General features: G+C 42.8%; 23 protein-coding genes, 1 tRNA gene and 1 pseudogene. 17 read left to right on the top strand and 8 right to left on the bottom strand.

Annotated features, from left to right (window positions below; genetic code table 11):
* The first annotated feature begins 10 nt into the window (after positions 1 to 10).
* Complete coding sequence (locus M1E96_RS05515; protein WP_272580186.1) at positions 11 to 334, top strand: hypothetical protein; 324 nt, start codon at positions 11 to 13, stop codon at positions 332 to 334.
* Between the two features lie 90 nt (positions 335 to 424).
* Positions 425 to 596, top strand: a pseudogene (locus M1E96_RS05510) (hypothetical protein); the annotation flags it as partial.
* Here the strand turns inward: M1E96_RS05510 and M1E96_RS05505 are convergent.
* Positions 567 to 643 (bottom strand) — tRNA-Arg (locus M1E96_RS05505). The pseudogene M1E96_RS05510 and the gene M1E96_RS05505 overlap by 30 nt on opposite strands.
* A 189-nt stretch (positions 644 to 832) precedes the next feature.
* On the opposite strand from M1E96_RS05505, the gene folD reads away from it, so the two are divergent.
* From folD to fruA, 5 genes are all read left to right on the top strand, one after another.
* Positions 833 to 1,690, top strand: coding sequence for a bifunctional methylenetetrahydrofolate dehydrogenase/methenyltetrahydrofolate cyclohydrolase FolD (gene folD, locus M1E96_RS05500; protein ID WP_272580187.1), 858 nt, complete (start codon positions 833 to 835; stop codon positions 1,688 to 1,690).
* A gap of 17 nt (positions 1,691 to 1,707) precedes the next feature.
* A complete protein-coding gene (ybcJ, locus tag M1E96_RS05495) occupies positions 1,708 to 1,920 on the top strand; it encodes a ribosome-associated protein YbcJ (RefSeq protein ID WP_070925132.1) in 213 nt (70 codons plus the stop codon).
* A gap of 397 nt (positions 1,921 to 2,317) precedes the next feature.
* Positions 2,318 to 3,463 carry a fused PTS fructose transporter subunit IIA/HPr protein gene (gene fruB, locus M1E96_RS05490; RefSeq protein WP_369427410.1) on the top strand — a complete coding sequence of 382 codons (1,146 nt, stop codon included), beginning with the start codon at positions 2,318 to 2,320 and terminating at the stop codon, positions 3,461 to 3,463.
* Positions 3,460 to 4,404, top strand: coding sequence for a 1-phosphofructokinase (gene fruK / locus M1E96_RS05485; protein ID WP_369427409.1), 945 nt, complete (start codon positions 3,460 to 3,462; stop codon positions 4,402 to 4,404). Before fruB ends, fruK begins: the two co-directional genes overlap by 4 nt.
* Before the next feature lie 11 nt (positions 4,405 to 4,415).
* Positions 4,416 to 6,110, top strand: coding sequence for a PTS fructose transporter subunit IIBC (fruA, locus tag M1E96_RS05480; RefSeq protein ID WP_272580189.1), 1,695 nt, complete (start codon positions 4,416 to 4,418; stop codon positions 6,108 to 6,110).
* 78 nt (positions 6,111 to 6,188) lie between these two features.
* Here fruA and M1E96_RS05475 read toward each other — a convergent pair whose 3' ends face one another.
* The 3 genes from M1E96_RS05475 to cysS form a co-directional block, all read right to left on the bottom strand.
* Positions 6,189 to 6,962: a hypothetical protein gene (locus tag M1E96_RS05475; protein WP_272580190.1), complete on the bottom strand. Its 774-nt coding sequence runs from the start codon at positions 6,960 to 6,962 to the stop codon at positions 6,189 to 6,191.
* 173 nt (positions 6,963 to 7,135) lie between these two features.
* The gene (locus M1E96_RS05470; RefSeq protein WP_272580191.1) at positions 7,136 to 8,137 is read right to left on the bottom strand and encodes a protein-tyrosine phosphatase family protein; all 1,002 of its coding nucleotides are present in this window, start codon (positions 8,135 to 8,137) and stop codon (positions 7,136 to 7,138) included.
* Positions 8,138 to 8,319: 182 nt separating this feature from the next.
* A complete protein-coding gene (cysS, locus tag M1E96_RS05465; RefSeq protein ID WP_070925136.1) occupies positions 8,320 to 9,708 on the bottom strand; it encodes a cysteine--tRNA ligase in 1,389 nt (462 codons plus the stop codon).
* A gap of 404 nt (positions 9,709 to 10,112) precedes the next feature.
* On the opposite strand from cysS, the gene ppiB reads away from it, so the two are divergent.
* From ppiB to M1E96_RS05440, 5 genes are all read left to right on the top strand, one after another.
* Entirely contained in the window at positions 10,113 to 10,607 is a 495-nt protein-coding gene (ppiB, locus tag M1E96_RS05460; RefSeq protein ID WP_070925137.1) for a peptidylprolyl isomerase B, read from the top strand.
* A gap of 10 nt (positions 10,608 to 10,617) precedes the next feature.
* Positions 10,618 to 11,349: a UDP-2,3-diacylglucosamine diphosphatase gene (gene lpxH, locus M1E96_RS05455; protein ID WP_070925138.1), complete on the top strand. Its 732-nt coding sequence runs from the start codon at positions 10,618 to 10,620 to the stop codon at positions 11,347 to 11,349.
* Positions 11,350 to 11,490: 141 nt separating this feature from the next.
* The gene (gene purE / locus M1E96_RS05450) at positions 11,491 to 12,009 is read left to right on the top strand and encodes a 5-(carboxyamino)imidazole ribonucleotide mutase (protein ID WP_070925139.1); all 519 of its coding nucleotides are present in this window, start codon (positions 11,491 to 11,493) and stop codon (positions 12,007 to 12,009) included.
* Positions 12,006 to 13,088: a 5-(carboxyamino)imidazole ribonucleotide synthase gene (gene purK, locus M1E96_RS05445; protein ID WP_349485417.1), complete on the top strand. Its 1,083-nt coding sequence runs from the start codon at positions 12,006 to 12,008 to the stop codon at positions 13,086 to 13,088. Before purE ends, purK begins: the two co-directional genes overlap by 4 nt.
* A 247-nt stretch (positions 13,089 to 13,335) precedes the next feature.
* A complete protein-coding gene (locus tag M1E96_RS05440) occupies positions 13,336 to 14,586 on the top strand; it encodes a CynX/NimT family MFS transporter (RefSeq protein WP_272580193.1) in 1,251 nt (416 codons plus the stop codon).
* A gap of 46 nt (positions 14,587 to 14,632) precedes the next feature.
* On the opposite strand, the gene M1E96_RS05435 is transcribed toward M1E96_RS05440, so the two are convergent.
* The 3 genes from M1E96_RS05435 to ybbA form a co-directional block, all read right to left on the bottom strand.
* Complete coding sequence (locus M1E96_RS05435; RefSeq protein ID WP_369427408.1) at positions 14,633 to 15,997, bottom strand: esterase-like activity of phytase family protein; 1,365 nt, start codon at positions 15,995 to 15,997, stop codon at positions 14,633 to 14,635.
* A 141-nt stretch (positions 15,998 to 16,138) separates the two neighbouring features.
* Complete coding sequence (ybbP, locus tag M1E96_RS05430) at positions 16,139 to 18,586, bottom strand: putative ABC transporter permease subunit YbbP (protein ID WP_319066299.1); 2,448 nt, start codon at positions 18,584 to 18,586, stop codon at positions 16,139 to 16,141.
* A complete protein-coding gene (gene ybbA / locus M1E96_RS05425) occupies positions 18,583 to 19,269 on the bottom strand; it encodes a putative ABC transporter ATP-binding protein YbbA (protein ID WP_272580194.1) in 687 nt (228 codons plus the stop codon). The genes ybbP and ybbA overlap by 4 nt, the downstream gene beginning before the upstream one ends.
* Between ybbA and tesA the strand changes: the two genes are divergently transcribed.
* From tesA to M1E96_RS05400, 5 genes are all read left to right on the top strand, one after another.
* The gene (gene tesA, locus M1E96_RS05420) at positions 19,237 to 19,878 is read left to right on the top strand and encodes a multifunctional acyl-CoA thioesterase I/protease I/lysophospholipase L1 (RefSeq protein ID WP_140181711.1); all 642 of its coding nucleotides are present in this window, start codon (positions 19,237 to 19,239) and stop codon (positions 19,876 to 19,878) included. The genes ybbA and tesA overlap by 33 nt on opposite strands.
* Positions 19,879 to 20,081: 203 nt before the next feature.
* A complete protein-coding gene (locus M1E96_RS05415; protein ID WP_272580195.1) occupies positions 20,082 to 20,867 on the top strand; it encodes an SDR family oxidoreductase in 786 nt (261 codons plus the stop codon).
* A gap of 59 nt (positions 20,868 to 20,926) precedes the next feature.
* Entirely contained in the window at positions 20,927 to 21,784 is an 858-nt protein-coding gene (locus M1E96_RS05410) for a co-chaperone YbbN (RefSeq protein ID WP_272580196.1), read from the top strand.
* Positions 21,785 to 21,797: 13 nt separating this feature from the next.
* Complete coding sequence (locus M1E96_RS05405; RefSeq protein WP_070925145.1) at positions 21,798 to 22,742, top strand: SPFH domain-containing protein; 945 nt, start codon at positions 21,798 to 21,800, stop codon at positions 22,740 to 22,742.
* Entirely contained in the window at positions 22,739 to 23,218 is a 480-nt protein-coding gene (locus tag M1E96_RS05400; RefSeq protein WP_140181718.1) for an NfeD family protein, read from the top strand. The genes M1E96_RS05405 and M1E96_RS05400 overlap by 4 nt, the downstream gene beginning before the upstream one ends.
* Here M1E96_RS05400 and cueR read toward each other — a convergent pair.
* The gene (cueR, locus tag M1E96_RS05395; protein WP_070925146.1) at positions 23,172 to 23,582 is read right to left on the bottom strand and encodes a Cu(I)-responsive transcriptional regulator; all 411 of its coding nucleotides are present in this window, start codon (positions 23,580 to 23,582) and stop codon (positions 23,172 to 23,174) included. The genes M1E96_RS05400 and cueR overlap by 47 nt on opposite strands.
* Positions 23,583 to 23,639: the final 57 nt, after the last annotated feature.

Raw genomic sequence — 23,639 nt, 5'->3', positions numbered from 1 at the left:
ATAACTTCATATGAATCCATTTAAAAAACTTGTGACAGGTCAATATCCTCTTTTAAATGTTGCTATCTTTTGGTTTATTACTCAATTCTTAATTAGCACTCTATTTAAAACAATTCCAATTAGGTTTATCACTCATCCCGGCGAATCTCTTTTATATTCAATACTAGCCTCATACCTTTTAAAAGTTATTTTAGGTGCTTGTGTTTTATCTGGATTTATTTATCACTTAACACAAAAATTATCGATAAAATATATAATTTCCAGTGCTTTTATTATTTTACATATTGGATTTAACGGTTATCTATTTTTTATTTTTTTATCCGCAACACTTTAAAGCCTCTGGTATTGTTGGGAGTGGTCAGTCTTTGATGTACATCCAATAGCTAGCTTCAGGTATTGATAGTAGCACCATGGCATTATCAAAGTAGTAATGGTAAGGCGATACGCTCATTTAGCGCCCAATCATTTAAGTGAGCACGCAAGGCAAATTGATGTAATATTTGATGATAACGACACAAGGAGGAAATCAAGCAGGATTAAAACTGGCGCAACATATTGATTTCAAATGGTACGCCCTACAGGGTTCGAACCTGTGACCTACGGCTTAGAAGGCCGTTGCTCTATCCAGCTGAGCTAAGGGCGCATTAGGGAAATGCTTCAACCTATCTGGCTGATGGCGTTGAATTATACGGTTGCTACGCGCTGAGTCAATGGCTTTTCTCTACTAAAATTACTATCTGCTCATTTTATGTTACAGATGGGACTGACATTAGTGCTAACTTCTGACAAAATAGCTATATCCCCAAAGCCTCATATATGGATTAAGTTACAGATGTTAGCAAAAATTATTGATGGGAAAACGATTGCGCAGACAATTCGGCAAGAAGTTGCCCAAAAAGTACAACAACGTCTAGATCAAGGTAAACGTGCTCCCGGTCTGGCTGTTATTTTAGTCGGTGCAAACCCCGCTTCTCAAATTTATGTAGGCAGCAAACGCCGTGCCTGTGAAGAAGTTGGTTTCCTATCTCGCTCTTATGATTTGCCTGATACAACAACCGAAGCAGAGCTTCTTAAACTGATCGACGATTTAAACCAAGACACTGAAATTGATGGTATCTTAGTCCAATTACCGCTTCCTGCTGGCATCGATAATGTCAAAGTCATCGAGCGTATTCACCCAGACAAAGATGTGGATGGCTTCCATCCATACAATGTTGGCCGCTTATGTCAACGTGCTCCACGCCTGCGCCCTTGTACACCACGAGGAATTGTCACACTCTTAGATCGCTATGGTATCAATACTTATGGGCTGAATGCCGTTATTATTGGTGCATCAAACATTGTTGGTCGACCAATGAGCCTTGAGTTACTTCTTGCAGGTTGCACCACAACCGTCACTCATCGTTTCACTAAAGATCTCGAACAACATGTCCGTAATGCAGATTTGTTAGTGGTCGCTGTAGGTAAACCTAATTTTATTCCTGGTGACTGGGTCAAACCAGGTGCCATCGTCATTGATGTCGGTATTAACCGCCTTGAAAATGGTAAAGTCACTGGTGATGTTGACTTCGATGAAGCCTCAAAACATGCTTCTTGGATCACCCCTGTTCCGGGTGGTGTTGGTCCAATGACGGTCGCCACACTTATCCAAAATACGCTACAAGCGTGCGAAGAATATCACAATATTTAAGTTAATCAGGAGCAGTAATGGAAATTTTCAAACTTGAAGGCCACCCACATATTGAACTGTGTGACTTGCTCAAAATTGAAGGTTGGGCAGAAAGTGGAGCGATGGCTAAGGCAATGATCGCAGATGGTTTAGTTCAAGTTGATGGCATCATTGAGACTCGTAAGCGTTGCAAGATCCCCGCTGGAAAAATCGTTTCTATGGGTAACCAAAAAATTAAAGTTCAAGAATAAATACAAAAGTAGCTGATATTAATATCAGCTACTTTTCTTTTACTCACTCATCGCTCTGCATGTAAATCCCCTCCTTTTTGTGCTTTAAATCTAAACCAACATCATTAATACCTTCCATCCATTCCATGTATCTCTGACGTACTTTTACCTATAGCTGAAATGGCCCCCTTCAGCAAACTTCAGCCAAATGACATTTTAAGCGTAAAAATTAGATTTCGATCACATTTACTCATTAATTCATTAGTCATTCAAAGATAAACTAGAGTAGATTAATTAAACAAATAGAAACGATTCAGCTACAATGATAACGATAACAAGTCAACCTTAAGTCAAACTCACAACAATCATCCACTTTTTAGCTGAATCGATTCTTACATTATAGCAATGAGGAGATACTATGTTTAACCTGTCAGTACAAGATATACATCTTGCGGCGACGGCGAATAGTAAAGAGGAAGCTATTCAGCAAGTCGCCACAGCACTGGCTGAAGCTGGTTATGTTAAAGAAGGTTATGTACTTGGAATGCTCGCAAGAGAACACCAAGCACCGACTTTCCTTGGCAATGGTATTGCAATCCCTCACGGCACAACAGATACCCGTGATCAAGTGATTAAAACTGGGGTTGCCGTATTCCAATTTCCTAAAGGTATTGATTGGGGTGATGAGCAAGTAGCCTATATTGTTATTGGTATTGCGGCACACTCTAACGAACATCTTGCACTACTACGCCAACTCACACATGTCATCAATGATGAAACCATTGCAGATGCGATGGCAAAGGCCGATTCAGCTGAACTGTTACGTAGCCTTTTAATGGGTGAGAAAACTATTCAGCCCCTCCTATTTAATGGCAACATGGTGACATTAAACGCAGAAGCCCATAGTTTGAATTCATTACAAGTCTTGAATTTAGCTCATTTACAAGATAATCAGGCCATCGATGCCGAATTTATCTCTCATGTTTTGACTCAAACGCCACATTACCTTGGGCAAGGTGTTTGGTTAAGTGATAGCCCTGTAGGAAATCTGTGCAGTGCTGTCACTTTAGCGACAACTCAATCAGCGCTGAGCTACCAAGAACACCCTGTTAAAATGCTAATCACCCTCTCATATGCAGATGACCAAGTCGCACTGTTTCTTTCTAATCTGAATCAAATACTTCAGCATCAACAAATTGAAACCCTGCTGCAAGTGACTGACGCTGATGCACTTGCTTCTTTATTAGCAGGCCGTAATCAGCCTGAAACTGAGACAGCTGAAGGTATTACTGAAGAATTTGTCGTTCGTAATCCACACGGGCTGCATACACGCCCAAGTACGATATTAGTCAGCACAATTAAAAAATTCGCAAGCAATGTTACCGTGGCTAACCTTGATGGTTCAGCAACACCTGTAAATGGACGCAGTTTAATGAAAATGGTGAGTTTAGGCGCTAAAAAAGGCCATCGCCTGCGCATCAATGCACAAGGGAGTGATGCCGCTGAAGCGATGTCAGCTATTGCTCAAGCTATTAATGATGGGCTTGGTGAGGAGGTAGCATGAGCCGTAGAGTCGCCACAATTACCTTAAATCCAGCCTACGACTTAGTTGGCCTATTGCCTGAAATTGATAAAGGTGAGGTGAACTTAGTAAAAACTGCTGGCCTACACGCCGCAGGTAAAGGTATCAATGTCGCTAAAGTCCTTAAAAACCTTGGTATTGATGTCACTGTCGGCGGTTTTCTAGGAAAAGAAAACCAAGATGGTTTTCAAAAAGTTTTTAGCGAAACGGGTATTGCCAACCGCTTCCAAGTGGTTGACGGGCGAACTCGTATCAACGTCAAGCTCACTGAAAAAACAGGAGAAGTGACTGACTTTAACTTTTCTGGCTTTGAAGTCACCAAAGCTGATTGGCAACGCTTTGTTGCTGATTCACTAAGTTGGGCTGGGCAATTCGATATGATTTGTGTTAGTGGCAGCTTACCTAAAGGAGTGGCATTAGAAGAGTTCACTAAATGGATGATGCGATTACGTAATGAATGCATGTGCGTCATTTTTGATAGCAGCCGTGAAGCTTTTGTCGCAGGTTTAAAAGCCGCTCCTTGGTTAGTCAAACCTAATCATCGTGAACTAGAAATTTGGGCGGGTAGATCATTACCAACCCGTAAAGATATTGTTGAAGCTGCCAATCAGCTTCGTGCACAAGGTATCGCACATGTGGTCATTTCTTTAGGGGCCGAAGGGGCTATGTGGGTGAATTCATCCGGTGCTTGGTTTGCTAAACCACCACAATGTGAGGTGATCAGTACGGTTGGCGCAGGAGACTCTATGGTCGGAGGTTTGATCTATGGCCTGATGATGAGTCAAACCAGTGAGCATACTCTACGACTTGCAACCGCTGTATCTGCGCTTGCCGTATCACAACCGAATGTAGGTATCACTGATCGTGAACAGCTTGCACGTATGATGGCGCGTGTTGATCTACAACCTTTCAAGCCTGAGTAAGGAAGGACACCATGAAACTATTCATCATAGCAAATCGTCAACAGGATCCTGCTGCGGCTTGGCTAGCAATTGACGCATTAACAAGTACAGCGACCGCTCAAGAGCTGACTGTGACTGAAGATCTATCGACAGCAGATATGGTTATTGTTGTTGGTAATAATATCCTTGAACATTATGATTTAACAGGTAAAAAGGTCTATTTCGATACCATCGAAAATGCGGTACAAAATCCAAGTCAATGTCTACAACATGCAAAACAACAGGCCACACTATATCAAGCAGCACAACCTGTAGCTGATACTTCAGCACCTTTTTCTGTTCTTGCTGTTACAGCTTGCCCAACTGGAGTTGCGCATACTTATATGTCAGCTGAAGCGCTGGAAGCTGAGGCGAAAAAGCGCGGTTGGAACATCAAAGTTGAAACCCGTGGTTCCGTCGGAGTCGGTAACGAAATTACTGAAGAAGAAATTGCTAAAGCAGATTTAGTGATTCTTGCAGCAGATATTGAGGTCAACGTCGATAAATTTGCGGGAAAACGCATGTATCGTACGTCGACCAGTGCAGCCTTGAAGAAAACCGCTCAAGAGCTTGATAAAGCCCAAGCAGAAGCCACGCTATTTACTCCTAAAGGTGGCAAATCAACAGCGCAAACTGGTAATAAAGGTGAAAAAAGAGGCGTTTATCGCCACTTATTAACCGGTGTTTCTTACATGCTGCCGATGGTCGTGGCTGGTGGTCTATGTACTGCTTTATCTTTTGCATTTGGCTTAGACGCTTCCAGTGTTGAAGGCTCATTAGCTTGGGCGCTTAGTTTAATCGGTGGACAAACAGCTCTAGCCCTAATGGTTCCCGTTTTGTCTGGTTATATCGCCTATTCCATCGCCGATCGCACAGGTTTAACACCGGGCTTAGTAGGTGGTGTACTGGCTACCACTTTAGGTGCCGGTTTTTTAGGCGGGATCATTTCGGGTTTCCTTGCGGGTTATAGCGCCCACTTTATAAGTACGCGATTGAAATTACCGCAAACAATGGAAGCACTGAAACCAATCTTAATTGTACCGCTAATATCAACCTTGTTTACAGGATTAGCGATGATCTATGTGATTGGTCATCCCGTAGCTTGGTTAATGGATTGGTTGACTAATTGGCTGAACACCATGGGAACGACTAACGCGGTAATTTTAGGTGCGATCCTTGGTGCGATGATGTGTACCGATATGGGAGGACCTGTTAATAAAGCTGCATATGCATTTGGGGTCGGGCTATTAAGTTCACAAACCTACGCACCGATGGCTGCGATTATGGCGGCGGGAATGGTTCCCCCATTAGCAATGGGTGTTGCAACCTTGCTGGCAAGACACAAATTTGTTCCAGCGGAGCGTGAAGCGGGTAAAGCCTCTTTTGTACTTGGTTTATGTTTTATTTCAGAGGGGGCAATTCCATTTGCCGCTAAAGATCCTATCCGTGTATTACCGACCTGTATTATTGGTGGTGCAATCACTGGTGCGTTATCAATGTACTTTGGTATCCAATTAATGGCGCCACACGGAGGTTTATTTGTATTGTTGATCCCTGGCGCGATAAATCATGTATTAACGTATTTACTGGCTATCGTGATTGGTACGCTAGTGTCTGGTGTCCTTTATGCCATTCTCAAGAAAGCGAGCTCACAAGAGGCGCAACAAGAAATGGCAAGTCTTATTTGATGTTGGTATAAATTGAAATACTTGTATTTTTTCTCCCCCTACATGGGGGAGTTTTTATGTATTCATACCAATTCAAGCTTAGTTTGACTTACCTTGTTTTAAATAGCCAAAAATTGGCTCCTCAATACCAGAGCTTTTGTCTATGTAAGCACCTTGCATATATTCTCTAGGTATTTGATAGGATTCTGCCATTTTTTCTTGGATAGATGGTGGGGTATCCTCTTTATCCGCATTAACCCCCCAATCTCCTTTGCTAGTACTAATCTTGTTTGAGTAATCTGATACTGCAGTTTTTTTCATCTCTTTATTATGCTCTGAATAAATAACGTTATCGTCTTGTTTTTCACCTAAGTTTTTCGTCTGAGTTTCAGTTACCTTCGATAAGGATTCGAAAGGAGTTGCCAACGGCCGAGACTGATATTGCCATAACCAATCATAATCACTATCAATACATTCAATATCATTACTTGGTGATGACACCGATGATGGCGATAATTTTGGCGATGTATTATCTACATATCTAGAAAAAAAATTAGCAGTAGCTAGCTCAGTTGTATGATCTGCAGTTTTTGCTTTTTGATCTGAGTCAACTTTGATAATCAAATTAATTAGAGGAGCAAAAGCTTTTTTGACTGCCGTGAAAAACCTTTGCAATCGAGAAGGTGCCGTATCAGACACATTTTTTGTGCTTTGAATATTATCTGTAAAGCGGCTACTTCCTGCTTCAGCGATGCCATTTGATTGTTCTTTCGTGCATTGAACACTCTTCGCTGTTTTTAAATTATTAGATAATGTTTGTTCCAATTCTTTAAAATTATCTAAATTCAATTTGTTTGGTGTAGTGTTGAGCATATTATCCCCTTTTTTACCTTGAAAAAGGTAATCTACTAATTAGTATTACATATTATTTATCCTCATTATTAATTATGGCTAAATTTAATGCTTTCAAATTTAGCCATAATATCAATTAGTTGTATAACTCAAATCATTTAATCCATTCAAATAGACTATAATATAAAATGATTTTATCCTTCCAGCTCTGTTAATGTTCGATACTGTTCTTCCGTTTGCACCATATGTGGTGTTCCGGTATTACGTAACGATTCAACGACTTGATAAGCTGAATATTGATTGTCTGGTTGAGTTAATTGCATCGCTGCCGCAATAGCCCCAGTACGCCCTGATCCTGAAAGGCAATGGATAACAGGCATTTCCCCTTTACTATTAATCTTAATGGCTAATGTTCGAAGTGCCTCTGCTGAAATGGTCGTTCTGTCATTCCAATTGGTTATATGAATGACGGGGAGTGTTAGCGTTTGATTAGCTTTAATCAGTGTCAATTGATAGCTATCAGCATTCACTTGATCAGCATACTTCAACGTATCACCACTCTCTGATTTTACGTCAATAGAACCATAGCTAGCATCATGATTGAAATAGAGTGGAAACCTTTTTTCTGGATTACTTTGCAGATTTGCCCCATCAATATCATTTTGAGAAGCAATGACCACTAGCACACTCGGTTTTTCTTCCATCAGCATTTTTAAATGTTGTTCTATGGCTGACGTTTTATCTTTAGGATATTGAGTACGAATAGCGATATTCTTTCCCGCAATTTGCAAATAATTTGCAGCTAAACCTACCGTTTCCTTAGTTTTTTCATCCGTAAAAGACACTTGGGTTTTATTCGCATTTGTCACTTCAGGATAACGGCTTGAGTCAACACAAATATAATTATTCTCTAGATTCACTTTTAGTTTTTCAAAGTCTGATGACACTTGGTCAGTAGCAACTTTTGAAGTCTTTAAAAAATTTAGCTTTAACTCCCCCGTTCCCAGCTTTCTTTGCCTAAGAGAACCCGAAATAGGCATTTCTGGTTTTGTATTTTGGGGAGATGTCGGGGTGTTTTTTATCTCTGAGATTTGATTTATAAATGATGCCGAGTCGGATAAATCAGGTTTAGTGCTTAACTGATTAGGGGAACATGAAGTAACAGCGATAGGCGATGTATGTGAAATCGGTAACATAGACAATCCTTGTTTGAAAAATAAAGTAATCGAACGTCCAAAAGCACCTCCTGTTACGCTTCTGTTAATAAGATTATTTATTAAACAAGGTTAATTCGCTTGCAAATTTAGCCAATACCAATAAAAAAACCCGCTGACAGTGTCAAATACTATCAACGGGCTAATTTTTTTAATATAAGCGCTTACTTACGACGCCAGACAGTCCCTTGAGCACCATCTTCTAACACGATCCCCATTGCTGTCAGCTCATCACGAGCTGCATCCGCTAAGGCCCATTGCTTGCTTTGGCGTGCATCATTACGTTGCTTAATCAGCGCTTCGATTTTAGCCACTTCTTCATCGCCTTCACTTTGTGCATTACCTTGCAAGAAGGCTTCAGGATCTTGTTCCAATAGTCCCAGTACATTAGCCAGTTTACGCAGTTCTGCTGCTAACTCATCAGCAGCAACCCTATTTTCTGATTTCAGTCGGTTAATTTCACGCGCCATATCAAACAATACCGAATAGGCTTCTGGGGTATTAAAGTCGTCATTCATTGCTTCTTCGAAACGCTGTTTAAAGACTTCCCCGCCAGCAGCAGCAACTGATTTATCAGTACCCCGTAACGCTGTATATAAACGTTCAAGGGCAGTACGTGCCTGCTTTAAGTTTTCTTCTGTATAATTCAATTGGCTACGATAATGACCGGATAATAAGAAATAACGCACCGTTTCCGCATCGTAATATTCCAGTACATCACGGATAGTAAAGAAGTTGTTCAGCGATTTAGACATTTTTTCGCGATCAACCATCACCATACCTGAATGCATCCAGTAATTGACATATGGACCATCATGCGCACATGACGATTGCGCGATTTCATTTTCATGATGTGGGAACATCAGATCAGAACCGCCACCATGAATATCAAAATGGTTGCCTAAAGCTTTGCTGTTCATCGCCGAACATTCGATATGCCAACCCGGACGGCCTAGGCCCCAAGGTGACTCCCAGCTAGGCTCCCCCTCTTTCGACATTTTCCACAACACAAAGTCCATTGGATTGCGTTTAATATCAGCGACTTCAACACGAGCGCCTGCTTGCAGCTGTTCCAGATCTTGGCGTGATAGCAAACCGTAGTTTTCATCGGTTTTAACTTCAAACATAACATCGCCATTATCTGCCACATAAGCATGACCACGTTGGATCAGCAACTCGGTGATTTCAATAATTTCTTTAATATGCTGTGTTGCACGTGGCTCGCTATCAGGACGTAAGATATTTAATGCATCAAAATCTTTATGCATTTCAGCCAACATACGGGTCGTCAGTTCTTCAACAGATTCACCATTTTCTGCTGCACGTTTGATGATTTTATCGTCAATATCAGTCACGTTACGCACATAGTTTAAATCATAGCCTAAATAACGCAGGTAACGGCTGATAGCATCGAATGCCACAAACGTACGCCCATGACCAATATGACACAAGTCGTAAATGGTAATGCCACACACGTACATCCCAATTTTTCCTGAGTGAATAGGCTTAAATTCTTCTTTTTGACGGCTCAGTGTATTAAAAATCTGTAGCATCTGATTATTCCATGTTATCTGTACGTGTGTTTTAGAGCATCGCTCGTTTGAGCGCATTATAGCTATAATTATAAAAGATATTAATTTTTATAAAATAACACAGTATTCAAACCTGAACACAGTAATAATGCAAGATTTAACCACAGTATTTATCCGTCTATACGCCAAATAATTCGCGTTGCAGGTAGACGACAAGTGAAGATAGGCGAGAAGCATAGATAAACGATGTGATTCCGCTAGCTGAGTGTCGTCAACACCGCTGCACTTGAAGGATTTCGGGTATATTTTTCATTAGCGGATCAAGCTCTGTCACTTCAAGTCGCGTTTCATCTGTGATATAAACTTTGTGACAACAACGCCTTCTTCAGAAGGTGTATAAAATACAATTATTCAGGATAGCTATTATGGTTACTTTTCATACCAATCACGGTGACATTGTTATTAAAACTTTTGACGATAAAGCTCCAGTAACCGTCGAAAACTTTTTAAATTACTGCCGTGAAGGTTTTTACGATAATACCATTTTCCACCGTGTTATTAACGGTTTCATGATCCAAGGTGGCGGTTTCGAACCAGGCATGAAGCAAAAAGACACTAAAGCACAGATCAAAAACGAAGCTAACAACGGCTTAAAAAACACTCGTGGTACGCTCGCAATGGCTCGTACTAACGACCCACATTCAGCGACAGCACAATTCTTCATCAACGTGGTTGATAACGACTTCCTAAACTTCCGTTCAGAGCGCCCAGATGGCTGGGGCTACTGCGTATTTGCAGAAGTGGTTGAAGGTATGGACGTGGTTGATAAGATCAAAGGTGTCTCAACAGGCAATAGCGGTTATCACCAAGACGTTCCACGTGAAGATGTTCTGATCGAAAAAGTGACTGTCGGTGAATAATTAGGCACACATGTCCACTTATATCATTGCAGATTTGCATTTGAGTGAAGATGAACCGGCGATCACCGCCGGTTTTATCAATTTTATTCATCAGCAAGCCATCCATGCCGACAGCCTATATATACTTGGTGATTTCTTTAATTATTGGATTGGCGATGATGACCAAACCGAACTTCACCAGCAAGTGGCAGACAGCCTAAAAATGCTCAGTGAACGAGGTATTCCTTGCTACTTTATCCATGGTAATCGTGACTTTTTATTGGGTCAACGCTATGCCAAACAGTGTGGCATGACAATCTTACCGCAAGAAACCTTACTTGAATTATATGGAAAGCGGATACTTATCTTGCATGGTGATACCTTATGCATTGATGATCAAGCCTATCAAGATTACCGCAAAAAAGTACACACCCCATGGATCCAACGCATTTTCCTGATGTTACCTTTATTTATTCGTCGCCGTATTGCGGAAAAAATGCGTAAAAATAGCCAATATGCCAGCAGTATGAAAGCCGAATCCATTATGGATGTGAACCCACAAGCCGTGATTAATGCTTTAAACCACCATCAAGCTGACTGGATGATCCACGGTCATACACACCGTCCTGCTATTCATGAAGTTTCAGTGGGTGATAAACAGTGCTTCCGTGGTGTTTTGGGTGCATGGCACCATGAGGGTTCCGCATTTGTTATCGATAAACAAGGTATCGATTTAATTTTTTTCCCATTCCAACCTGAATAAATTATTCCCTCTAACACGCATTCGTTTGCTGATATTTTAACCACGCAAACGTTTTCCTTACTCAGTTACCATGATATGATCAGGGCAATTCATTTTTCCCACCTTACGGTGAAAATTTATTAACCACAGGGATCACACCACATGACTGCCCAAGTACCTGCTCAATCTGCGGCAAAAATCGCCATTGTTATGGGTTCTAAGAGTGACTGGACGACAATGCAACATGCTGCTGATGTATTAACTGAGCTGCAATTGCCGTTTCACGTTGAAATAGTCTCTGCGCACCGTACTCCAGACAAATTGTTTTCTTTTGCCGAACAAGCTAAAGATAATGGGTTCGATGTGATCATTGCAGGTGCTGGTGGCGCAGCCCATTTACCGGGTATGTTAGCGGCGAAAACCTTAGTGCCGGTATTAGGCGTGCCAGTACAGAGCGCAGCATTAAGCGGTGTTGATAGCCTCTATTCCATCGTACAAATGCCTAAAGGGATCCCTGTTGGCACATTGGCAATTGGTAAAGCAGGCGCAGCAAATGCGGCTCTTTTAGCAGCGCAGATCCTTGCTACCACTGACGCAACTCTGTTTGCTCGTTTAACCACATGGCGTGAAACACAAACTAATGATGTGCTAAATAACCCTGATCCTCGGGAGGCGCAATGAAACCGGTTTGTGTTCTTGGCAATGGTCAGTTAGGGCGAATGTTGCGCCAAGCAGGTGAACCTCTTGGTATCGCTGTCTTTCCTGTGGGTTTAGATGCAGAGCCTGAAGCCGTTCCTTATCAGCAAAGCGTGATCACCGCTGAAATTGAACGTTGGCCTGAAACACCATTAACTAAAGAGTTAGAACGCCATAATGCATTCATTAACCGTGATATATTTCCACGTTTAGCGGATAGGCTTCCACAAAAAACGCTGTTTGATTCATTACATTTAGCTACAGCGTCTTGGACAGCACTTGAGTCTAAATCACAATGGTCTGAGCTATTTGCCACACTCGGTGATTTTTTGATCGTGAAACGTAGGACTGGCGGCTATGATGGGCGCGGCCAATGGCGAGTTCGCCCCGGTGATGAAACCAGCCTCCCCGATGAAATCTACGGTGAATGTATTGTCGAGCAAGGGATCCCATTTGATGCTGAAATCTCTGTGATTGGTGCGCGTAATCGCGCTGGTGAGTGTGTGTTTTATCCTATCACCCATAACCTTCACCAAGAGGGCATTTTACGTACCAGTGTCGCCTTTCCTAAAACATCTAACCCACAACAACAGCAAGCTCAACAAATGTTAAGCGCTGTCATGAATGAGCTCGATTATATTGGTGTGATGGCAATGGAGTGTTTTGTGGTTGGTGATAAATTACTGATTAATGAAATTGCACCTCGTGTACACAACAGCGGCCATTGGACGCAAAATGGCGCTTCGATTAGCCAATTTGAACTACATTTACGCGCTATTTTAGACTTACCGATGCCATCACCTGAAGTGTTTAGCCCATCCGTTATGGTGAACTTGATTGGTACAGCAGTAAACGCGCAATGGTTAAGCTTACCGTTAGTCCATTTGCATTGGTATGAAAAAGAAGTGCGTCCTGCTCGCAAAGTGGGCCATTTAAACCTAACACACAGCGATAGTTCAGTGCTGATAAATACTCTCACGTCCTTAGCGAGTATGCTGCCAAATGAGTATAAAATTGGCATTGAGTGGGCTAATACAAAATTAGGCTGGTATCGAAGCAAATAAACAGCGAAAATAGCCACACTCGTCATATTTCAAGATGCAGCACTGTGTATTTAGGTATGGTGAGCTATTGCTCACTCGTACTTAGCCACATGCCTATGTCTGCTCTTAGCGACTTACTCGTTTGTCGACTAGCTGCACCTCGAATTATTTAGAGTATAGATAATACAATGCCCGATTTTTCGGGCATCTTGCGTTTTACTTCGCTGCCGCTTTCGCCAATAAAACCGGTAGTGTGACTGGAGTTGAAATGGCAACCACAAATTCCCCACTGTTTAGCCCACTGTATCAGTGGAGCATTCTTATCCTATTAGGAATGGTGTATTTCCTTGCCACGGCAACTACCTTTACCTCTCTTGGGGTAGTACTACCTGGGATGATAGGTGAGTTAAAATGGAGTTGGACTGAAGCAGGTTTTGGGTTCACCTTACTGGGTTTGACCTGTGGCTTAGCCAGTTTTCTTCCCTCTTTGTTGATCCGCAAAATCGGGGTTCGCCTAACATTATTGCTAGGTACCTTAATATTTGTTGCGGGTTTTTATAGCCTCTACTCAACCGAGACGATTAGTCAGTATTTTCTGGGTACGGCCCTGATTGGTATTGGCTTCACCCTGTTAGCTACAGTACCAGGCACTTATGTTCTCTCCCGATTATTTGAAAAACAATCACTTGCATTTGGTCTTTATTTCACTATTGGTGGTTTAGGTGGTGTTGCAGGCCCTTGGATCTATTTCTACGCTTCAAATCAAATGGGCTCATGGCGCATGCATTGGGTACTCTGTGCCATTTACCTCAGTGTAGTGACCCTAATCACCATACTGGCACTGCGTGAAGGAAAACGCGAACAGCAGCATGCTAAGAACATCATGCAAAAACAGATTAGTGATGCAAGTAAGCCTATCTATCGTACTAAAGAAGTTTGGACGGTACATCGTGCATTACGTACTTGGCAGTTTTATTTGATTGCCGCCACTTACACATCCTTTTTATGGTGTGGGATCACGGTGAATAGCTTTGCCGTCGCCCACATTGAAGAGCGCGGTTTTGGTATGACCGTTGCCGTTTCTTTGCTTAGTACAATGGCTTTTGTGAATGCTTTTTCACGATTTATTGGTGGTGCCGCTGGGGAGTGGCTAGAGCCTAAAAAATTACTCATCGGAAGTTTGATTATCATGGTATTTGGCGTTATCTGCTTGAGTATCGCCACTTCATGGATATGGTTGATCTTATTTGTGCTGTGCGTAGGCATTGGCTATGGCATGACTTTTTTGGCTTCCAGCGTGCTACTGTCAAACTATTTTGGCCGCGGCCCCTATCTAGAGCTGTTCTCGGTGGTCAATTTGATCTCTACCGTTGCTTGTCTTGCCCCCTTTATTGCTGGGGCAGTAAAAGACTATACCGATAGTTTTACCCCCGCATTTTTAATTATTGCAACCCCCGTGATTGTGATCCTGATGTTTACTTTAATGATGAAACCACCTGTTTTGTCAGTCAAAAAATAAAAAAAGCTCGGGTGATGAGCCCGAGCAAAATCAATAAACAAGGAAACTAAGGATTTAACAACGCAGGCACTTTCAACAAGATAAACTCGTTATCATCTGCTTGATTTGGCTCACGGCTAGATGAGAATGGGTAGTTATTGTCGTTGCCAACAATGATGTGTTCATTATCAACAACATCAACGTTTTCAATGGTAAAGAATGGGAAGGTAAACACGCCATTATTTAATGATTTCTTGGCGACACCTTCTGGATCTTTAATATTCATTAAATCAATATAAGCTTGCTTATCAACCGATGTACCTTGGTTTTTATCTGAAAACTCAATGCGATAAACGCGTTTGAATTTAGCTAAATTATTAAAGCAGTTTGTGGTATCCGTAGCACCTTCAGCACAAGCTTTGTCCGCCGTTCCTTCGCCATTATCACGTTCAATAATCAATCCATGTGTATCATCGATCATATTAAAATCGCCTATCGCATTTTGATTATCTTCGAAAACATATAACCAGCTGCGACCTGTCCACTGTTGGTTTTTAACATCGAATTCAAGAATTCGTGCCGCACGTTTTCCAGCGACATTTTCATAATCCTGTTTTTCTTCATTCCATAAAGCCCCTTCCAGCATTGGATATAACTTGCTGCCATCAGGCGAAGAAGCCATTCCTTCAAAACCTTTTGAACGATTGACTTGGAAGCTGACTTTGTCCGCTGGTTTCCCTGGGGTAGTCACTTGATAATGATCTGGAGAAACCACTTTTTTGCCATCAACTTCAGTTTCAAATAATGCTAATACTTTGCCATCCAGATCCATCTTAATGAGGTATGGCCCAAACTCTTCGCCCACCCACAACGCACCATCTGCAAATTGAAAGCTTTCAGGATCGAAATCACTGCCTGTCAAATAACGCTTATCGCTACTTTCATTAATAATATGAAATGGAATGATTTTATCTGGATCATGGAAGAACACTGTTTTTAGTGGGTTCGCTTTACCTGTCTTAAAATCAATATCATATTGCGTTAAGTAAAGCATCGAATCCGGCGAATTCACTTTATTACCATAACCATTATCAGTTAGCACCCAATAGGTGCCATCCGCCATACGTTTAATACCTGAGTGCCCTTGCAGTGGCTGACCGTTGATTGGCACACTCATACCTGTTGGACGATCCGCTGACTTGCCCTCCACTTTGCCTAGCTCATCAACACGATTGCCCGTCGTATACTTACCGCTAACGTGTAAGTCTTGTGGTGCATCTTTTGGCGCAGGCACCGTAGAATCAACTGCTAAAATAGCATGACCTGCCAGCGTCGCTGGTACTTCTTGCTGAGCATACCCTGTAGTAGAAAAAGCAACTAATGTTGCAAGTAGTGATAATGAACTGAGTTTTATGGTGCGGTGAGGCTGCATTATTATGTTCCCATTCGTAATGTTTATCATTATTGACGCTGGGATAATAAGCAGGATAAATGACAGTTTCGTGATGGTTTTAAGACGATTATTTGAATGGCTTCTTGTTTTTTGCATAAACAAGAAGCCATAAAGGTTAAATTAACTATTTGGCATTCGACGATGCTGATTACCTGTGCCTAACAAACGTAACCCAAGCCAACTACCACATACAGATAGTAATAGTGCGGCGCACAGTGGCAGTAATAACCACATTGACCATTCAGGTTGCCAAGGGAAATCAAACACTTTAGTTTGCAATAACCATAATGCTACCTCGGCGCCAAATGCAGCCGCTAACCCTGCCATCAAGCCTAATAAAGCAAATTCACTCCACAAAGTACGACGCATCAGCTTTTTGCTTGCCCCCAACGTACGATAAACCACCAATTCACGCTCTCGTTGGCTCATACCCACTTGAATTTGTGCTAATAGCAATAACAAGCCACAGAAGATCACCAATACCACCATCACTTCTAGCGCTTGGCTAACTTGCTGCAAGATTTGCTGAATTTGCGCAATCAATGCACCGGTATCTAACACATTAATGGTTGGATAATTACGGCTTAAATCAGTCAATAATTTGCCATCGCCTTCATAGTGGAAGCTACTCATCCATGTCGCTGGCACATCTTTCAAAGTGCCTTCCGAGAAGATAAAGAAAAAGTTAGGTCGTAGGCTCTCCCAATCAACAGTACGGATACTCGTGACTGTAGCGTTAAATACCTGAGCACCCGCATTAAATGTCAATTTATCGCCAATTTTAATCCCTAGCTCTTTAACCACCGTTTGTTCAATCGACACCTCTCCCTCTTTCGGTGGCCATGTGCCTTGATCTAATACATTGGCTTCAGGAAGCTTAGCTTGCCATGTCAAACTTAGTTCACGACGAACGGTATTATTGTTGGGATCACGCGCATCTGCCCACTCAATCGCTGATGTACCATTAATTTCAGCTAAACGCGCTAACACTACCGGATAAAAAGCGGTCGGTTTCACTTGATGTTGGAGCAACAATTCAGTAACTGGTTTGATCTGACTTTCATTCATATTAATCAGAAAGTAGTTTGGACTGTCTGCTGGCAATTGTTGCTGCCACCGATCCAATAAATCCCCTCTGACTAAAATTAATAGCGCTAACAACATAAATGACAGCGAAAAAGCGCTCATTTGAGTGATGGTTTGTAACGGCTGGCGCAGCAAACGACTGACTGACAGACGCAAACTCAGTTGTTTAAACTTAAATTGGCGTAATACCCACAACCCTAACCAACCAATTAGTGCTAATAGAACAGCAACAATCACAATACCAATTAAAATTGACCAGAGCAGTGGATTAACGCCCGCAAACAAAAATAGCCCACCCACCACAATCAAAGTCACAATTGGTAAATAATAACGCAGTGGCCAGATCGGTGAAGCCGCATCCTCACGTAATACGCGTGATGGCTGGGTTGCCATCAATTGGCGATAAGGGCGGATCCCCACAATAATCGCGATCACAAATAACGTACCAATCGCCCATACCCAAGGCCATAAGCTAGCGGATGGCAATGCTTTAGGTAGCATAGCCCCTAATATCTGCATTAAGATCCCTTCGAACGCGAGCCCAAGCAGTGAACCTAACAAAGCTGCGGCAATTAATATCACCAACCACTGCCCGATGATCCATTTTTGTAAAGCCGAACGACCTGCTCCCAATGTTTTTAATACCGCTACGAGCTGGTGACGACTACGACAATAATGGCTCATCGAGACCACCACCGCGGCGATCGCTAACAATAAGGTCAATAACACAGACAACAGTAAAAATTGTTGGGCACGCTGGAAGGTTTTACCGACTGCCCCACTGTTATCTTTCAACGTATACCAACGCTGATCGGTTCTCAGTTGTTTGTCATATTGCGCCTCAAAGGCATCAATAGTTGCCGTATCTCCCGCAAACATTTCACGATAGGTTAAACGGCTCCCAACCTGTATCGCTCCTGTTGCTTGCGCATCATCAAGGGAAATCAAAACACGAGGTGCAATTTGAAAAGGGTTAAAACCACTGTCAGGCTCTTGAATTAACTGCCCTGCCACTTTTAATGTCGCATCACCAATATCAATCTCATCGCCAACTTTCAGATTAAGCAATTCAAGCAAGCGCGGGGTAACCAAGATCTCCCCTTTAGTTGGGCGAAGGCCTGCCGGCTCAGTGATTAATTCACCGTATAAGGGATAGGCCGCATCGGCGGCTTTAACCAGTACCAATTGCGGTCGTAAGTTTTCATCCGCAGTTGAATAAGCCATTGTCGAGAAGGACATTTGCTGGCTAAGTTTTAATCCATTCTCTTTCGCTTGTTGTAGCCACGTCGCGTCACTAGGCTGAGAAGAGCGTAAAACCAGATCGCCTGCCAGTAACTCACGGCTTTGATAACTCATGCTATTTTCAATGCGGTCACTGATCCGTCCCAGTGCCAAAACACAAGCAACCGCGAGTGTCAGCGCCAACCACACGATCAGTAGTGATGGCGTTCTCCACTCACGCCAAAACCAACGCCAAATCATGACTCTTCCCTCAATACACCATCCACTAACCGTAAGCGACGCTGACAACGAGCTGCCAATTCATTATCGTGAGTCACGAGGATCAGCGTCGTACCGTGTTCTTTATTCATTGCAAATAATAAATCCGCAATTTTATCCCCTGTGTGACGATCAAGATTACCTGTGGGCTCATCAGCAAACAGTATTTGTGGTCGACCATTGAAGGCCCTAGCTAGTGCAACACGCTGCTGTTCACCGCCGGAAAGTTGTGCGGGCATATGTTTTAAACGGCTTCCTAGCCCCAACTCCGCTAATAAATTGGCGGCTTGTTGATGACTGGTTGATTCAGATTCACCACGCAATAAAGCCGGTAATTGCACATTTTCTAATGCATTCAATGTGGGTATCAACATAAAAGATTGGAAGACAAAACCAACACTTTTTGCACGCAAAAAAGCGCGTTGCTCTTCATTCATCTGAGTGAGTTCTTGGCCTAGTAAACTCACGCTACCACTAGTGCCGTCATCTAAACCGGCGATAATACCTAATAAGGTCGATTTCCCTGAACCTGATTCGCCGATTAAAGCAATTGTTTGACCGGACTCGACAATTAGCTCAACACCTTGCAATATAGTGAGTTCATGTTCACCCTGACCAACACGTTTAACGAGATGATGAACTTCAAGAATATTTTCCGCCGACATTTACTGGTATTTCTCCTGTTATTTGTCGCGAGTGGTCAAACACTCGCAGCCACAAAACTATTGATCCTTGGTGACAGCCTAAGTGCTGGCTATCGTTTACCGGCAGAGCAGGCATGGGCCTCATTACTCGCCGAACGCTGGCAGAAATTGTCACCGCCCATTGCCGTAGTTAACGGCAGTATCAGTGGTAACACCTCTGCACAAGGGCTAGAGCGTCTTCCTGCTTTACTTGAACAACACAAACCTGACTGGGTATTGATCGAATTAGGCGCCAATGACGGTTTGCAAGGGTTATCTGTCGAGCAAATGGAGAACACCTTACAACAAATTATTCAACAAATAACCCAAACAGGCGCTAAACCGCTTTTAATGCAAATTCGTATACCGCCAAACTACGGTAAACGCTACACTTCCAGTTTTGAAAAGGTCTACTCTACATTGGCAGAAAAAAATGCCATTCCATTGCTCCCTTTTTATATGGAAGAGATCATTACTCGGCCTGAATGGATCCAGCAAGATGGTATTCATCCAACCGTAGAAGCCCAACCAACAATTGCGGATTTTATGGAAACACAACTTAAGCCTTACCTTGTGCCATCAGCAAAATAATTGGCGATTTTTTGGGGTATACTCTAAATAATTCAAGATACGGCTAGGCGACAAATAAATACGTTGCAAATAACATAGCAACGATGCCACTGGCGCGAGTGAACCAAGTCACTATATATTCACGAGAAACGCTGCAACTTGAAGTATAACGAGTATAGTAAAGCAATTTTTATCTCAATCAGCACCTAAAGGTAGGTAAAGTTATGCAAAAATCGGTCTTTATCACCGGTGCATCCAGCGGTATCGGCTTTTGTGCCGCACAAACACTTCATCAGCGTGGTTACCATGTTATCGTCGCTTGTCGTAAAGAGAGCGATGTTTTACGTCTAAAAGAGCTTGGGTTCGACACGGTAGCACTCGATGTTGATGATAAACATAGCATAGATCGTGCTGCCGATGAGGTGCTCGCATTATGTCATGGGCGACTTTTCGGATTATTCAATAATGCAGGTTTTGGGGTTTATGGTGAGCTAAATAGCATCAGTCGAGAGCAGTTAGAGGGGCAATTTTCCACTAACTTTTTTGGCGTCCATCAATTAACCTTAAAATTACTGCCAGCCATGCTACAACATCATGAAGGGCGTATTATCCAAACCAGTTCAGTGATGGGGATCATTTCGACCCCAGGCCGTGGTGCCTATGCTGCCAGCAAATATGCTTTAGAGGCGTGGTCAGATGCACTACGTTTAGAACTCAAAGGTACGGGAATTCATGTTAGTTTAATCGAACCGGGACCAATCCATACCCGTTTTACCCATAACGTTGCTCAAACTCAGCAAGACAAACCGGTTAAAAACCCCAGTATCGCCGAGCGCTTTACCTTAACGCCTGAACATGTCGTCGCAAAATTAGTTCATGCCTTAGAAAGCCCTCGCCCACGCATTCGTTATTCAGTGACACTATTAACCGTTGCTGTACGGTTTTTAAAACGGCTGCTCCCTGACTGCCTAATGGATAAAATACTGGCAGGCCAAGGCAAAAAGGCTTGAAAAAAAACAATCTAGCCCCACCTTTAGAGTATTAAATAATTATTTAAAAGAGACCAATTATGCAAGCTTTTGCCCAAATCGTGGATGTTAATGAACAAAACCTACACCAAGTCGTAGAACAGTCAATGAACATGCCAGTCATGTTCTACTTCTGGTCAGCTCAAAGCCCCCACTGCCAAGAGTTTGGTGCGACACTGGATAAAATTGCTAACGACTACGCGGGTTTATTTATGTTAGCGCGTGTTAACTGCGATGAAGAACAAAATGTTGCTGCGCAATTTGGCCTTAGAGCTATCCCAACGGTTTATATTTTACAAGAAGGCCGTCCCGTCGATGGTTTCCAAGGACCGCAACCGGAAGATGTGGTACTGGAAATGCTATCACGTGTATTGCCGAGCCCAGAGGAACTGAAAGCAGCACAAGCCGCTGAATTCATCGCAGAAGGCAAACTTCAAGAAGCCCTGCCACTGCTTAAAGAAGCTCACCTGCTAAATCAAAAAAACAGTGATATCACGTTCCTACTCGCCGAAACACAGATCGGCCTAGGACAAGTTGATGATGCAGAAAAAACGTTGTCGGTGGTCCCTATGCAAGACCAAGACAGCCGTTATCAAGGGTTAGTTGCACAAATCGAGCTATCACGCCAAGCCGCTGATACGCCTGAAATCCAACAATTACAGCAACAGTTCACAGAAACACCAGAAAATACCACTCTTGCCGTGCAATTAGCGCTAAAATTACATGAAGTGAACCGCAATGAAGAAGCATTAGACATTTTATTCAGTTTCTTGAAAAAAGACCTTGGTGCCGGAGATGGTGCTGTGAAAAAAACCATGATGGATATCATGTCGGCGATGGGGACAGGGGATGCTGTAGCCAGTAAATACCGTCGTCAAATGTATTCATTACTTTACTAATTAAGGGTTAACAATGGACTTGTTCGCGTTTGGTGCGATACCAATTATTATTTTTATTGCTATCGTTATTGTTTTTACTTGTGTAAAAACCGTACCACAAGGCTATCAATGGACAGTTGAGCGTTTCGGTCGCTATACCCGCACGTTGCAACCTGGGTTACATATTCTAGTTCCCTTTATGGATAGGATCGGCCGCCGTATCAATATGATGGAGCAAGTCCTTGATATTCCTTCACAAGAAGTTATCTCTCGCGATAATGCTAACGTGACTATTGATGCGGTATGCTTTATTCAAGTCGTCGATCCTGTACGTGCTGCATACGAGGTCAGTAACCTTGAGCTATCTGTTCTCAATCTGACTATGACCAATATCCGTACCGTACTCGGTTCAATGGAACTGGACGAAATGCTCTCACAGCGTGACTCGATTAACTCACGCCTTTTGCATATTGTGGATGATGCAACCAACCCTTGGGGCGTTAAGATCACCCGTATCGAAATCCGTGATGTGAAGCCGCCAAAAGAGTTGATTAATGCCATGAACGCCCAGATGAAAGCTGAGCGTACTAAGCGTGCCGATATCCTTGAAGCAGAAGGTATCCGTCAAGCTGCGATCCTCAAAGCTGAAGGGGAAAAACAGTCACAAATTTTGCGCGCTGAAGGGGATAGGCAGTCTGCTTTCTTACAAGCAGAAGCACGTGAAAGAGCCGCAGAAGCCGAAGCAAAAGCCACACAAATGGTTTCTGAAGCCATTGCTGCTGGAGATATGCAAGCAATCAACTACTTTGTTGCTCAAAAGTATACGGATGCATTAACCAGTATTGGTTCTGCTGAAAACAGTAAAGTGATCATGATGCCACTCGAAGCAAGTAACCTTATGGGCGCGATTGGTGGGATCACGGAACTTATCAGTGAGAGCAAAAAAGTTAGCGCAGATAAGAAGCAGGTCAAACCATGATAGAGCTAATCAGTGCCCAACCGGCATGGTTTTGGCTATGCCTTGGTGGTTTATTGCTGATTGCTGAATTATTGGGTACAGGTGGTTACTTGTTATGGTCGGGGGTCGCTGCGGTTGCCGTGGCGATCATCGCATTGGTGTTACCGTTTATTGGTTGGGAATGGCAAGGTATTTTGTTTGCCATCTTAACGATTGTTTCTGCTGTATTGTGGCGTAAGTGGCTCAGCCTACGCAAGAACCCACAAGCTGATGATGTTAACCAAAAAAGCCATCAGCTTATTGGTCGCAAAGTGCGTTTAATTTCTGATACCGATGAAGGTTTTAGTCGCGTCAAACTTGCCGATGGCAGTTGGCGCGCCTACAGTGAAATAGCACTAAAAGCAGGCACTGAGGTGGTGATCACCTCAGTTGACGGTATTACACTGCATGTTAAGCCTTCTCATGATGGCAACAGCCTCGAGCCAAGTGATCAATAATCGGGCAATCTGCCCCTTCGTCACCGGGGCAGGCATCCGCTAAGCTTTGCAGCGTCTCTTTGATAGCCGATAATTTAGTGATTGTCTGTTCCAACTCACTAATTTTTGCCATCGTGGCATTTTTAACATCTGCACTATGCCTTGCAGGATTACGGAATAGCCCTAATAGTTCGCCGCACTCTTCTAAAGTAAAGCCAACGTCTTTTGCCTGCTTCAATAAGCTCAATTCATCAACATGCCGTTCTTGATAATAGCGGTAACTATTTTCACCGCGCTCAGGTGGTGTGATTAAACCTTTGTCTTCATAAAAACGGATCGCCTTTGCGGTAAGCCCCGTTTTTTTAGCAATTTCACTAATATTCATATTTCCCTTGACCTTACCCTTGTGGGAGGGTTTAACCTTCTCTACATATCGAGATCC

The sequence above is a fragment of the Providencia sp. PROV236 genome (assembly GCF_033676985.1).
Taxonomy (GTDB): domain Bacteria; phylum Pseudomonadota; class Gammaproteobacteria; order Enterobacterales; family Enterobacteriaceae; genus Providencia; species Providencia manganoxydans.
Note: the sequence above shows the minus strand (reverse complement) of the source record. Positions and strands in the feature narration are given on the sequence as shown.